The sequence below is a fragment of the Acidovorax sp. JHL-3 genome (assembly GCF_000526295.1).
Taxonomy (GTDB): domain Bacteria; phylum Pseudomonadota; class Gammaproteobacteria; order Burkholderiales; family Burkholderiaceae_C; genus Acidovorax; species Acidovorax defluvii.
The window spans coordinates 636,595-649,934 of the sequence record NZ_JAFU01000004.1 but is presented as its reverse complement, the minus strand read 5'-3'; the positions used below and the strand labels follow the sequence as shown (position 1 = coordinate 649,934).

At 68.3% G+C, this 13,340-nt stretch carries 7 protein-coding genes and 1 tRNA gene; 3 read left to right on the top strand and 5 right to left on the bottom strand.

What is annotated here, in order from left to right:
- Nucleotides 1-9 precede the first annotated feature (9 nt).
- Nucleotides 10-747, top strand: coding sequence for a 1-acyl-sn-glycerol-3-phosphate acyltransferase (locus tag K226_RS0118375; protein ID WP_024816188.1), 738 nt, complete (start codon nt 10-12; stop codon nt 745-747).
- A gap of 158 nt (nt 748-905) precedes the next feature.
- On the opposite strand, the gene K226_RS0118370 is transcribed toward K226_RS0118375, so the two are convergent.
- Nucleotides 906-1,970, bottom strand: a complete 1,065-nt coding sequence (locus K226_RS0118370) for an ABC transporter ATP-binding protein (RefSeq protein ID WP_024816187.1) — start codon at nt 1,968-1,970, stop codon at nt 906-908.
- Between the two features lie 119 nt (nt 1,971-2,089).
- Between K226_RS0118370 and K226_RS0118365 the strand changes: the two genes are divergently transcribed.
- Both K226_RS0118365 and K226_RS0118360 read left to right on the top strand, forming a co-directional pair.
- Complete coding sequence (locus K226_RS0118365) at nt 2,090-3,718, top strand: iron ABC transporter permease (protein WP_024816186.1); 1,629 nt, start codon at nt 2,090-2,092, stop codon at nt 3,716-3,718.
- Nucleotides 3,719-4,061: 343 nt separating this feature from the next.
- Nucleotides 4,062-5,474 (top strand): phosphatidylserine/phosphatidylglycerophosphate/cardiolipin synthase family protein, encoded by a 1,413-nt coding sequence (locus tag K226_RS0118360; protein ID WP_024816185.1) that lies wholly within the window; start codon nt 4,062-4,064, stop codon nt 5,472-5,474.
- A 404-nt stretch (nt 5,475-5,878) separates the two neighbouring features.
- Here K226_RS0118360 and K226_RS0118355 read toward each other — a convergent pair.
- The 4 genes from K226_RS0118355 to K226_RS0118340 form a co-directional block, all read right to left on the bottom strand.
- Nucleotides 5,879-5,953: transfer RNA gene (locus K226_RS0118355), tRNA-Arg, on the bottom strand.
- Nucleotides 5,954-6,003: 50 nt separating this feature from the next.
- The gene (locus K226_RS0118350) at nt 6,004-10,263 is read right to left on the bottom strand and encodes a translocation/assembly module TamB domain-containing protein (RefSeq protein ID WP_024816184.1); all 4,260 of its coding nucleotides are present in this window, start codon (nt 10,261-10,263) and stop codon (nt 6,004-6,006) included.
- Nucleotides 10,263-12,143, bottom strand: a complete 1,881-nt coding sequence (locus K226_RS0118345; RefSeq protein ID WP_024816183.1) for an autotransporter assembly complex family protein — start codon at nt 12,141-12,143, stop codon at nt 10,263-10,265. Before K226_RS0118345 ends, K226_RS0118350 begins: the two co-directional genes overlap by 1 nt.
- Nucleotides 12,144-12,147: 4 nt before the next feature.
- Nucleotides 12,148-13,335 carry a VWA domain-containing protein gene (locus tag K226_RS0118340; protein ID WP_024816182.1) on the bottom strand — a complete coding sequence of 396 codons (1,188 nt, stop codon included), beginning with the start codon at nt 13,333-13,335 and terminating at the stop codon, nt 12,148-12,150.
- Between the last annotated feature and the right edge of the window lie 5 nt (nt 13,336-13,340).

Genomic DNA, 13,340 nt, shown 5'->3' with positions numbered 1-13,340 from the left:
CGGTGCAGCATGAACAATCTGCGCGCCTGCTGGCGCCTGCTGCGCGTGCTGGGCCACATTCTCAAGGGCCTCGCCATTGTGGCGGTGCGGTTTCCGGCGCTGTCGCCCGACCAGCAACATGCGCGCGTGCAGGCCTGGTCGATGCAGCTGCTGGCCCGTGCGGGCGTGTCGTTGCGCATCCTGGGCACGCCGCCCGTGAATGGGCCGGTGATGCTGGTCGCCAACCACATTTCGTGGCTCGATATTCCGGTCATGCACGCGGCGCGGCATTGCCGTTTTGTCTCCAAATCGGACGTGCAGGCGTGGCCCCTTGTTGGCACGCTGGCTACGGCCGCCGGCACGCTTTACATCGAACGCAACTCGCGCCGCGATGCGCTGCGCATGGTGCGATCGATGCACGAGGCACTGGAGCGCGGCGAGGTGCTGGCGGTGTTTCCTGAAGGCACCACGGGCGACGGGCGGGCCATGCTGCCGTTTCACGCCAACCTGCTGCAGGCGGCGGTGACGGCAGACGCTTTTGTGCAGCCGGTGGGCCTGCACTTTGCCGACAGGGCCACGGGCATGACCAGTTTTGCGCCCAGCTACATCGGCGACGAAACCCTGGTGGGCTCCATCTGGCGCACCCTGCGCGCGCCCGCGATCGAGGCCGTGGTGCACTACGGCGTGCCCGAGCAGGCGCAGGGCCGGGACCGCCGCGCCTGGACGCAGCATCTGCACGACACGGTGGACCGCCTGCGCCAGACGTAAACCGGATTCGCCCTCCACGCGATCACTGCGTTGCTTCGACCGCACCCGTGGCCATGTATTGGCAGCGCCTTCGCGGTCTGTTGATTTGCTACTATTTCAATAGCTATTGGCGCTTTGCAGTAAAGCATTAGCGGCCGATTTTGCTTGTAAAAATCCAGTCAGACGCGCGCAAACGTGACGACATGATCCACCTGCGCACGAATGCCAATCCATTCGCCCACCGCATGGTTGTGGTGGCTGGGCACATGGGCCATCAGCGTGTGGCCGCTGGCCAGGCGCAGCGTGTACAGAAACTCCGAGCCGCGAAACGACTTGCGCAAAATTTGCGCCTGCACGGGGGCGTGGTCGTCGTGCACCACGTCATCGGCGCGCAGCAGCACATCGCATTCGCCACCCGGAAAGCTGGCGGGTAGGGGGCATTCGGCCAGATCGGTCAGGTCGCCCAGCGGGGTTTGCGCCACCACGTTGTTGCCGCGCTGCACCAGCGTGGCGGGGGCAAAAACGCCGTGGCCGATGAAGTCGGCAACAAAGCGGGTGGCCGGGCGGTGGTAGAGGGTGTAGGCGTCGTCCCACTGGTGCAGATGGCCTTCGTGCATCACGCCAATCACGTCACCGATCGCAAAGGCCTCCAGCTGGTCGTGCGTGACAAACAGCGCCGTCGCTCCGGCGGCCTTCAGGATGTCGCGCACCTCGTGCGCCAGGCGCTCGCGCAGATCGACATCGAGGTTGGAAAACGGCTCGTCCAGCAGCATGAGCTGCGGGCGCGGGGCCAGCGCCCGTGCCAGCGCCACGCGCTGCTGCTGCCCGCCCGAGAGCTCGTGCGGAAAGCGCGCGCCGCTGCCTTCCAGCCCCACCAGTTGCAGGGCCTCGGCCACGCGCGCAGCCTGCTCGGCCCGGGGCAGCTGGTGGATGCCGAAAGCCACGTTGCGCTCCACGCTCAGGTGCGGAAACAGGGCGTAGTCCTGGAACACCATGCCAATGCGCCGCGATTCGGGCGGCACATTCAGCTGCGCACTGCCCACCAGCTCGCGCTTGAGGCGGATCTCGCCGGCCGACACGGGCTCGAGCCCCGCCACGGCGCGCAGCAGCGTGGTTTTGCCGCAGCCCGAGGGGCCGATCAGCACGCCGATATCGCCCGCACGCAGCCCCAGCGTGACGCCCTGCACCGCTGCCTGGGAACGGCCCGCGTAACGCACTTCGAGTTGGGAAACCTCAAGAAACATGGCCTGATTCTAGTGGGGCGGGTCTGGCAGGGCGGGTCGAATGCTTAAAATTCGCATTTGCATTCCTGGTCGCCCTGTGGGTCGGTAGTGCCCTTTCCCTATTTGCCGAGCACCCTGTCTTGCACCGCACCCGCTTTTCCTTATCCACCTTGCCCCTGATCCTGCTGGTGGGCCTGCTGGCCTTGCCCGTGCTGGCGCTGCTGGCATCGTGGCTGCCCTGGGGCGTGGTGCAGGCCGACACCGGCGCCATCCTGCGCGAGATGGCCAGCACTGTGCTGCCTGGCTACGTCTGGACCACGCTGTGGCTGGGCCTATGGGTGGCGGTGGGCGCGGCCGTGGTGGGCACGGCCACGGCAGCGGCGGTCACGTTGTTCGAGTTCCCGGGCCGGCGCGTCTTTGAGTGGCTGCTGCTGTTGCCGCTGGCCATGCCGGCGTATGTCACGGCCTATGCCTACACCGACTTTCTGCAGTTCAGCGGGCCGCTGCAGGTAGGGCTGCGCGAGACCTTCGGGCTGGAGGGGCGCCTGCTGCCCGAGGTGCGCAGCCTGTGGGGCGCCATCTGGGTGTTTACTTTTTCGCTGTATCCCTATGTTTACCTGCTGGCGCGCACGGCGCTGGGCGAGCGCGCGGCGCACCTGATGGAGGCCGCACGCCTGCTGGGCGCGCCGCTCTCTCGGCGCATCACCTCCATCGCGCTGCCGCTGGCGCGCCCGGCCGTGGCCGCGGGCGTGGCGCTGGCGCTGATGGAAACCCTGGCCGACTTCGGCGTGACCAGCTACTTCGGCATCCAGACCTTCACCACCGGCATCATCAAGGCCTGGTTGTCCATGGACAACCGCATTGCCGCCGCGCAGTTGTCCACCATGCTGCTGGCCCTGGTGCTGGTGCTGCTGTGGCTGGAGCACCGTGCCGAGCGGCGCATGCGCTTCACTGCCAAGGGCACCGGCCACGCGGGTGCCACCGAGGCCCAGCCCGTGCCACTGCGTGGTCTGGCGCGTGGCCTGGCCTGGGGCGTGTGTACGCTGCCCGTGTTCATGGGGTTTGTGGCGCCGGTGGCCTTCATGCTGCGCCCGCTGGCGTCGGACTGGTCGGTGCTGCCCTGGAGCCGTTTTCTCGAATGGGCCTGGAACAGCGTGCGGCTCGGTGGCATCACCGCCGGCCTGGCAGTGGCCGTGGCGCTGGCGCTGGCCTTTGCCGTGCGCCGGAGGCCCGACCTACTCACGCGCGGCGTGGTGCGGCTGGCCAGTGTGGGCTATGCCGTACCAGGCGCCGTGATCGTGGTGGGCTTGCTGCTGCCGGTGGGCTGGGTGCAGGCGCACTTTCCGCATTGGGGCGTGGGCGCGCTGGTCACCACCACGGCGGTGGGCATTGTGTGGGCGTATCTGGTGCGTTTTTGCGCAGTGGCGCTGCAATCGGTGCAAAGCGGCTATGCGCGCATTCCGGCCAGCCTGGACGACTCGGCCCGCATGCTGGGCGCGGGCAGCGCGCGCCTGATGGCCAATGTGCACTGGCCGCTGCTGCGCCGCTCTACCGCCGCCGCCGCGCTGCTGGTGTTTGTGGACGTGATGAAAGAGCTGCCCGCCACCATGGTGCTGCGCCCCTTCAACAGCGACACCCTGGCCGTGGTGGCCTACCAGCTGGCGCGCGATGAGCGACTGGGCGAGGCTGCTTTGCCTTCGCTGGCGCTGGTGGCGGTGGGGCTGGTGCCGGTGATCCTGCTCAGCCGCACGCTGCGCGGCCGCGCCTGAAACCCGCCGGGCTCTGCGGCCCGGCGCTGTTGCCCAGCGGCCGCCATGCGCCGTCGCTATGCTTGGGCACCATGCGGCTGTTTGCACCAACTCACCCCCCGCCTGGCAACGCCCGGTTCATCCGGCCTTTTGAAGCGTGCCACCCCGTTCGGGCTGGGCTTGTCGAAGCCCTTTCGCAAGTCCGGGGCGAACGGGGTTCTGTCGTTGCAATCCACCGTGCCATGCCAAGGGCTTGCGCCGCAGGAGCAGGCCACTGGATGTCCACCACCGGCTGTGCCACCCCGGGCGGCTCGGCCCGCCTGGCACCGCCTTGTCGGCGCATGGCCACACCACAAGGTGCCGCATGACCGACTTCGTGCTGCTGTCCGGCCTGGGCCACGCCATGCTGGTGGTTGCTGGCTTGCTGGTGTATGTGATGTTCACCCGCATCGACCACCAGCGCCGCCATCCCTCTGCGGCGCTGGCGTGGGTGCTGGGCATCGTGGCGTTTCCCTATGTGGCGCTGCCATTGTTTTTGCTGGTGGGCTCGCGCAAGTTTGCGCGGCCGCTGCGCACGCTGCACCGGCCCGGCACTGCGACGACGCTCAGCCACGCGGCGACGGGCGAGGGCCCCGCCTGGGCCACGCACCTGCTGGCGGGCATGGACCTGGCGCCCGCCGTGCGCAACGCCCATGTCCACTTCCACGAAGACGGCCCTGAGGCCCTTCAGGCCTTGCTGGCCCTCATCGACTCTGCCCGGCATAGCCTGGACGTGTGCACCTTTGTGTTCCACCACGACGAGGTGGGCGACCGTGTGGCCCAGGCCCTGGTGCAATGCGCCCAGCGCGGCGTGGCCACGCGGCTACTGGTGGATGCCGTAGGCAGCCTGCACACGCCGGCTGCCGTGCTGAGCCAGCTTGCCCGCCAGGGCGTGACAGTGCGGCGCTTCATGCCCCTGCTGCACAACCCCATGCGCGGGCGCACCAACCTGCGCAACCACCGCAAGGTCGCCGTGGCCGACGGGGCACGCCTTTGGAGCGGCGGGCGCAACCTGGCCAGCGAGTACTTTCTGGACCGCCCCGGCAAGCCCGCCTGGCTGGACCTGAGCTTTGATGTCGAAGGCCCACTGGCTGCGCTGGCCCAGGCGCAGTTTCGGGCCGACTGGCGCGCCGCCACCGGCCGTGTGCGCTTCACCCGCCACCTGCCGCCACCGCGCCATGCGCTGGTCGGCCCGCCCGGCGGCGCGCTGGCCCAGTGGGTGCCCAGCGGGCCCGATCAGCCCGACGACACCGTCTATGCGCTGCTGCTCACGGCGGCTTATCACGCGCAGCGCCGCATTGTGGCCATCACGCCGTATTTCGTGCCCGACGAGGCCCTGCTCGATGCCTGGTGCATTGCCTGCCGGCGCGGGGTGCAGGTGCACCTCATCGTGCCCGCCCGCTCCAACCACCGCCTGGCCGACCTGGCCCGCGAACGCGCCCTGCGCCAGCTGTCCACCGCGGGCGCACGGGTGTGGCTGGCCCCCGGCATGGTGCACGCCAAGGCGGTGGTTATCGACGACAGCATGGCGCTGACCGGTTCGGTCAACCTCGATGCGCGCAGCCTGTTCCTTAACTACGAACACATGACGGCCTTTTACGACCGCGAGCAAGTGCAATGGCTGGCCCACTGGTGCGCCCGCCACATCGCCACCGCCGAGCCCCACCACGCACGCCAGCCGTCGTGGCTGCGCGACATCGCCGAGGGCGTGGTGCGGGCGGTGGGGTTTCAGCTGTAGGGCGTGCCCGCTGCAGGCGAGGGTGCGCAGCAAGGCAAGCGCGGCGAACGCGGCCCGCGCATGGTTAAGTTAACTCCTGATTTGATAGCTGCTTGCGCTTATGAATAAAGGGCTAGAGGCCGATTTGACTCAATATCTGTCAACGGAGTGTTTTTCCCTGCCTTCGGCGTCTCTTCCCGATCAGTCATGCGCCTGTCTTCATGTCGGTTGCGGCGGAGCATTCACCACGCCTTGGAGGCGCGGCATGCGCGCTATACGGCAATGCAGGCATTTGTCCGAGGCGTGATGGGCCCATTGCAACTGGCTTCAACGCCTCGCAGCATGTTGTTGCATGGATCCAGGCCACTTCTCACAGGGGAAAAAGAAAAAGGCCGGAAGCTTGCGGAAGCTTCCGGCCTTGCATGTGGTCCCCTCGACAGGAATCGAACCTGTATCTAGCGCTTAGGAGGCACTCGTTCTATCCATTGAACTACGAGGAGGCAGCCGACGATTGTAGAGGCTGGGCGGGGCGCCGGTTTTCGCGGTGAAATCAGTCGTAGCGCACGGTGTAGATGATGTCCACGGCGCTTTTTTCGCCTGTCTGGCCGCGCAGTGTGAGGCGGCGCGAGAGGTCGTAGAAGATGTAGAGCGTGCCCAGCGTGCCCGACAGGCTGCGCTCGTAGGTCACATACATGTCTTTGGAAAGGCGCTTGCCGAAGGTGAGCGCGGCGCTGGTGGCGTCTTCGCCGGTGCCGGGGCCCTTGAAGCCGATTTCGTCCAGGCCCAGGCGGCTGGCCACCTGGGCGGTGGGGTTGCTGCCGCCGCCGCGCCCCAGCAGGGTCAGGGCGGCTTGTTGCAGCACAGCGGCTTCGGCGCCGCCGTTGGCCGCATCGCGGCCCAGCACCACCCACGACAGTTTTTCGGCGTCGGGCAGTTCGGGGTCGGAATACAGCCGCACGCGGGGCGACAGGGCCGAGCCGGTGACCTGCACCCCTGCGCGCACGCTGATGTTGGGGCGCAGCGCCAGTATGTCGAGCGCGGGGTTGTTGTAGGGGCCGTTGAAGCGGATCAGGCCTGTCTCCACGTCCAGCATCTGGCCCCAGGCGCGGTAACGGCCTTCTTCGGTGCGCACTTCGCCTGTTACGCGGGGCGGGGCGCCGGGCACGGTGCTGCTGCGGATGTCCAGCTCGCCGGTGAGGCGCGTGGTGATGCCCTGGCCCTGCAGCGCAAAGTCGCGGCCCAGGTTGAGGGTGATGGCAATGGCAGGTGGCCGAGGGGTTTCGGCTTGCGCTGCTTTCTGGTTGGCGCGGGCGGCCACCTGGGCCTTGGCCTGGTCTGCGCGGTCTTTGGCGGCCGAGCGCACCACCACGTCCGAGCCCAGGCTGGGCGCTGATTCGTCGGGCAGGATGATGGTGGCCCGGTCGGTGGTGAGCTTGCCGCGCACGCTGAACTGGCCCTGTTGCAGCTGCGCCTGCACCTGGCCTGATACGCTGACCTGCCGGTCGGCGCGCACCAGCACCTGCAGCGCGCGGGCCTCGGCCGTGATGTCCATGGCAATGCCCGACATGCCCGCATTGGGCTCGCCCCAGCTCAGCCGGCCCGAGCCCGTGAGCGTGCCGCCGTCTTGCGGCGCGGGCGTGCGGTTGCCGCTGAAGCCGGCAATGCGCGCGTTGCTGCCGCGCCCGCCTTGCAAGCGGAATTCGGTGATGTCGAGCTGATTGCCGCGCAGTGTGGCGCGCAGCTGGCCGCCTTGCAGGTCGACCCCATCGACGATGGAACGCACGGCCAGGCCGTCGGCGCCCAGCGTGCCGGCCCAGCGGGGGGCGTTGCGGGTGCCCGAAAGGGTGGCGTTGGCGTCGAGGGTGCCGCGCACGCGCCAGCCCGGTGGAGCCAGGGCCGACCACACGCCCACATCGGGAAGGCGGGCGCGCACGGTGGCGGCCAACGGAGCATCGGGCGCCCAGGTGACACCCGCCAGTGCGTTGCCCCCCGCCGGCGAGTCGCCCAGGGTGAGGCGGGTGCTGGCGGTGGCATCCATATCACCGGCGCGGTCGCTGGCCCAGAGCAGGCGCGCGCGCAGGGCGTCGCCTTCGGCCTCCAGCGTCAGTTCGGCCTGGCGCACGCCGGCAGGGCTGCCGGGCTGCGGGGTGGTGATGGAGGTGGGGCTGCCCGCGCCGGTGCCCTGGCCAGAGCTTTGCAGCACCGTGACCGGGGCGGCTTCGCCGGTGAGGATGCGCAGGTCGCCGCTGGTGCGCCGCAGGCTGGCCTGGGCGCGCAGCGTGGCACCGGCATCCACGTTCCATTGGCCCTCCAGCACCATGTTGCCCCCCAGGCCCAGGCGGGCCAGCAGCGGCTGGGCCGGTTTGCCAGCCACCGCGGGCGTGCCTTCCAGCCCCAGCGCATCCAGCCATGCAAAGGGCAGGCCTTGCAAGCGGCCCTGGCTTTGCAGGCGCATTGCCGTGCCGGGCCCGGCCTGATAGCGCGTGGGTTGCCATTGCAGCGCCACGCTGCCGGGCAGCGGGCCGGTAAGGCGGGCCTGGCCCGCCGCAGCCTGCAGCGCCACCGTGCCAGGTGTGGCGGGCGTGGCGGGTGGCTGGCCCAGCTGCGCCGTCAAGGCCAGGGGCTGCAACAGCTCCAGTGTCCAGGGGCCGGGGCGTTGGGTGTCTTGCGCCTGCATTCGCAGCTCGTTCACCTGCGCTTTCCACAGCGCGGCGGATGCCAGCCCGCCCGCGACGCGCGTGCGCAGCGTGGTCTGCAGCGTGCCCGTGCGCAGCGTGCCGTCCAGTGCCAGCGTGGTCTGCCGCAGCGAACCCGCCAGTTCTGCCCGCAGCGATTGCAACTGCACAGCGGTCGCCGTAGATGCGTTGCCCGGCGGCAGGGTCAGGTCGAGTTGCGGTGCGGTCAGCGTGGCCTGCAGGGTGAACGGGGTTTTGTCTGCGGGCGGCGCCGTGCCTGCCCGGGCAGCCTGCAACTGCTCTGCCAGGCTTTGCCAGCCGCCGGTCCAGCGGCTGGTCAGTTGCGCCTGGCCCTTGATCGTGGCTCCTTGCAGGGCCGTGGCCAGGCCCGGCAGGCTGGTCAGCCAGCGCTGGGTGCGGTCGGCGTCGGTCCACTGCACCTGCAGCGATCCGGCACCGGTGCGGGGGGCCATTGCACCCGTGGCCTGGGCGCTGGCGCCGGGCACTGTGAGTTGCAACTTCCCTTGTGCGGATGAGGTGCCCAGCGCCACCCGCAGGTCGGTGGCCTCCAGCCGGGCCTGCATGGCATCGACCAGCAGGCGTTCCAGTCGTACCGTGCCGCCATTTTCTTGCGCCTGCCACTGCCCCTTGGCTTGCAAGGCATTGATGCGCAGCGCAGGGGCGCGTGGCGCTTGCGGCGCTGTGGCTTTGCTGGCCTGGATGTCGGCCGTGAAAGCCATGCTGCCGTTGCCCTGGGTTTGCGCTACCACGCTACCCGAGAGCGGCGCTGCCGCCAGCGCCGTGTGCAGCGCCTCGGGGGGCAGGTTGCGCAGCTGGGCCTGTCCGTCGATGGCGCCCGTGGCGGGCGTGTAGTGGCCTTGCAGCGTGGCCGTGCCTTTGCCCACGCTGGCCGTAGCGTCGGGAATGCTCCAGCGCGTGCCATCCCAGTTGGCGCTGGTGGCAAGGGCGGTGAGCGGCAGGCGCGATTGGTCCCATGGGCCTGCCAGCTCGTTGTTGATTTGTGCCTGCACGGCCCAGCCAGGAGTGCCTTGGTCCGCGGTGGGGCCGGCCTGCAGCGCGCCGTTCAGCCGAGTGGCGGGCGCCTGGGGCCACAGCGTGGCCAGGTTGACGGCGCGCAGCGTGGCGCGGGCCTGCTGCACCGGCTGAGGCGCCCACGGGGCCAGCGTGGCCTGCAGAGCGGCCTGCATGGCTTCGGGTACGGCGGCGGCGGCGGGGGTGGATGGGGTGCGCTGCCGGGTAGGCGCAGCCATGCCGGGGGCTTGGGGCGTGGCGGTGGCGGGCTGCGCAGCCTGGGCAAGCGGGCGCAACTGGGCATCCAGCTGCAATTGCGCGGCAGCGGTGGACAAGGTGCCTTTGAGTGTGGCGTGGGCCTGCACCTGCACGCTGGCGCTGCTGCCGGGTACGGCCTGGTGCACGCTGCCATCCACCGTGGCATCGAGCGCCATGGGAGCCTGGGCGTCCAAGGTGGCGCGGGCGGTGTATTGGCCCTGGGCCAGTGCCACATTGCCAATGGCCAGATGGTGCTGGCGCCCATCAAAGCGGTAGTCACCCGCCAGCCCCAGGGCTTCCACGGCCGGTGTGCCTGCCCATTGCAGGCGGTCAATGCGAAAGGGCAGGCCAATCTGCAGCGGCAGCACCAGCGTGTCCAGTGGCGTCAGGGGCTCGGGGCTGGGCGGGCCCAGCGGGGTGATCGTCACGGTGGCGGCATGCACCTCGCCCAGCTCCAGGCGGCGCTGCAGCAAGGGTGCCAGTTGCCAGCCCACGATGGCATCGTTGACTTCCACGCGCAGGGTCGGGCTGCTCCAGCGCAGCCAGCCAATGCGGCCGCCGCTGCGTAGCGATCCGCTCACCTCGCGGCTGTCCAGTGTTTGCCCGGCCGGCAGATGCAGGGCGGCGCGCGCCAGCAGGGCTGCCAAAGAGCTGTCGCGGCCCGACCACCACCAGGCCAGCGTGCCGACTGCCAGCACCAGGGCGCACAGGCCCACCAGCAACCAGCCCGAGAACCGCAGGACCCGGCGTACGTGTTTGCCGCGAACGGGTGCGGCGGGCGGGGTGGCGCCGCCCGCAGAGAAATCGGCCGGGGGCGTGCGCTGGGCGGGCGTCTGGCGGCGCATCAGAAGCTGAACCCCAGGCGCAAATGCAGCCGCAGTTGCCGGGACTGCACGCCATAGGCCAGGTCGGCCTGCAGCGGGCCCACCGGGCTGCGCCAGCGCACGCCGGCACCCACGCCAACGCGGGGGTCCAGGTCGCCCACACGGTCGGCCACGGCGCCGGCATCCACAAAAACGGCGCTCTCCCAGTCGGTCATGGCGCCGTTGTAAACGATGGGGCGCTGCCATTCGACGCTGGCCAGGCCCAGATAGCGGCCGCCATAAAGCAGGTTGTTTTCGGTGCGGGCGCCGATTGCCCGGTAGCCATAGCCGCGCACGGTGGTGTCGCCGCCGGTCAGAAAGAGCTGCGTTACCGGGATCTGCGCCGTCTGCCGCGCCATCACGGCGCCAGCTTCGGCCCGCAGGGCGATGCGGGCATTGCGCGCGCCACCGGTTTCGGCCTGCACGCGGCCCGCCGCGATGAACGATTGCCAGCGCACCAGCGTGCGCACAAAAGCCGCACGGTCGGGGTGCAGCGTGGTGCCTGCCCCCAGTTCCACCGCCAGCCCGTGCCCACGCGTGGGCGCCACGGTGCTATTGAAATAGCGGCCCGTCCAGCCATAGTTCACGCTGATCGCCGTGCCCGAAGGCGGGGCATTCAGGCCCTGGCTGTTGGCGTAGTCGTATTGCAGAAAATAGTTGCGATCAATGCGTGCACCGCTTTTGCTGCGGCCCGAGCGCAGGCGTGCGCTGTTGACCTGGTAGTCGCCCGTGGTTTCGCGCTGCGCCTGGGCCGAGGCAAACCAGCGCCATCCGTTTTCGTCGGGCAGATCGGTCCACTCGGTGCTCGCCAGCTTGGTCTCGCGGTCCAGCAGCAGCTTGCTTACCGCACGCCAGCCGATGACGGGCAACTGGTTGTGGATGTGGTCCATGGAAAGCCGGGGGCCGCTGTCGGTGGAGATGCCAGCGCCAAACACCAGCTTTTGCAGCTTGGCCTCGCGCAACTGCGCCACCACGGGGGCGGCCTGCGGGTCGGTGCCTTCGGTGTCGAGGGTGAGAAACACCGCGTCGTAGTAACCGCTGCTGGCCAGGCGCAACTGCGCATCCAGCAGTTGCGCCTCGTCATAAAAAGCGCCGGTGGGCAAGCGGGCCAGGCGCCGCGCGCCATCGGGGTCATAGCGCTCGCTGCCTTGCACCTTCAGGGGACCAAAGCGGTAAGAGGGGCCCGTGTCGTAGTTCACGCTCAGTGCCGCCTGGTGGGTGTCGGCATCCACCTCGGCGCGGCTTTGCGCAATGCGGGCGGTGGGGTAGCGGCGCACCTGAAGCTGGCGCAGGCCGTCGGCCTTGGCACTGTCCCAGGCCGACTGGGTGAAGGGCTGTCCTGGCAACAGCGACCAGTTGCGTTGCACCCGTTGCTCGCGGCGAGCGTGGCTTTCGGTGTCTTTGTCGGTGCTGTCGGCCACGGTGATCTGGGTGCTGGCAATGCGGGTTTGCGGGCCGGGCTCTACCACTACGACCACGGCACGCAAGGCGGCTTTGCTTTCGGGGGTGTCGGTCATCAGCACCGTGATGGTGGGGGCAAAGTAGCCCATGGTGCCCAGCAGTTCGCGCGCGTTAGCGTCGGCGGCGGCCAGCAGGCGCTGCAACTCGCCGTCTTGCAGATCGGGCAGTGCACGGAAACGTTGTAGTTCCAGATGGCGCTCCAGGGTCTCGCGCACGCCGTCGGGCGCGTTCACTTCAAGGGTGAACGCGGGCAAGGAGGAACTGTCGTTGACCGGGGTGGAGGCTGTGTCTGCGGTGGCGTTGCGTTCGCCTCGGGGCAACAGGCTGCAGCCTTGCAGGCACACCACGCAGAAAAACAGCAACGCCGGCCATCGGGCCGGCGTTGAAAGAGCGATGGGCATGTGCCTATTTTGACAGCAGCCGCATTGTTTCTTCGAGCCCCTTGAGTGACAAAGGGTACATGCGGTTGCCGATGAGCTGCTGGATGATGCTGATGCTCTGGCGGTATTGCCACACGCCTTGTGGCTCGGGGTTGATCCACGCGTGCTTGGGGAAGGCGTGCGTGAGCCGTTGAATCCACTCGGCGCCCGGCTCTTCGTTGTTGTATTCCACGCTGCCGCCTGGCTGCAAAATTTCATACGGGCTCATGGTGGCGTCGCCCACAAAGATCAGTTTGTAGTCCTTGTTGTACTTGCGGATGATGTCCCAGGTGGGGAATTTCTCGGCGAAGCGGCGCCGGTTGTTTTTCCACATGAAGTCGTACACGCAGTTGTGGAAGTAGTAGAACTCCAGATGCTTGAACTCGGTCTTGACAGCACTGAAGAGTTCTTCGATCCGCTGGATGTGTTCGTCCATGGTGCCGCCCACGTCCATCAGCAGCAACACCTTCACGTTGTTGTGGCGCTCGGGCACCATCTTGATGTCCAGATACCCCGCGTTGGCCGCCGTGCTGCGAATGGTGTCGGGCAGGTCCAGCTCCAGCTCGTGCCCCTCGCGCGCAAACTTGCGCAGGCGGCGCAGGGCTACCTTGATGTTGCGCGTGCCCAGCTCCTGCTGGTCGTCGTAGTCGCGGTAGGCACGCTGCTCCCACACCTTCACGGCGCTCTTGTTCTTGCTGGCACCGCCAATGCGCACGCCCTGCGGGTTGTAGCCGCCGTGGCCAAACGGGCTGGTGCCGCCGGTGCCAATCCATTTGCTGCCGCCCTCGTGGCGTTCTTTCTGCTCTTCCAGGCGCTTTTTCAGCGTCTCCATGAGCTCGTCCCAGCCCATCTTCTCGATGGCGGCTTTCTGCTCGGGCGTGAGCTCGTTTTCCAGGATCTTGCGCAGCCAGTCGGCCGGGATCTCCTTGGTGAAGTCGGCCACCATTTCCACGCCCTTGAAGTAGGCGGCGAAAGCGCGGTCGAACTTGTCGTAGTGCTTCTCGTCCTTGACCAGCACGGTGCGGCCCAGGTGGTAGAAATCGTCCAGGCTCCAGCCGTCCGCCGACTTGGGGCCCACCACGCCGGCCTGCAGGGCTTCAAGCAACGTGAGGTATTCCTTGACCGAAACCGGTAGCTTGGCCGCGCGCAGGGTGTAGAAAAAGTCAATTAACATGATAT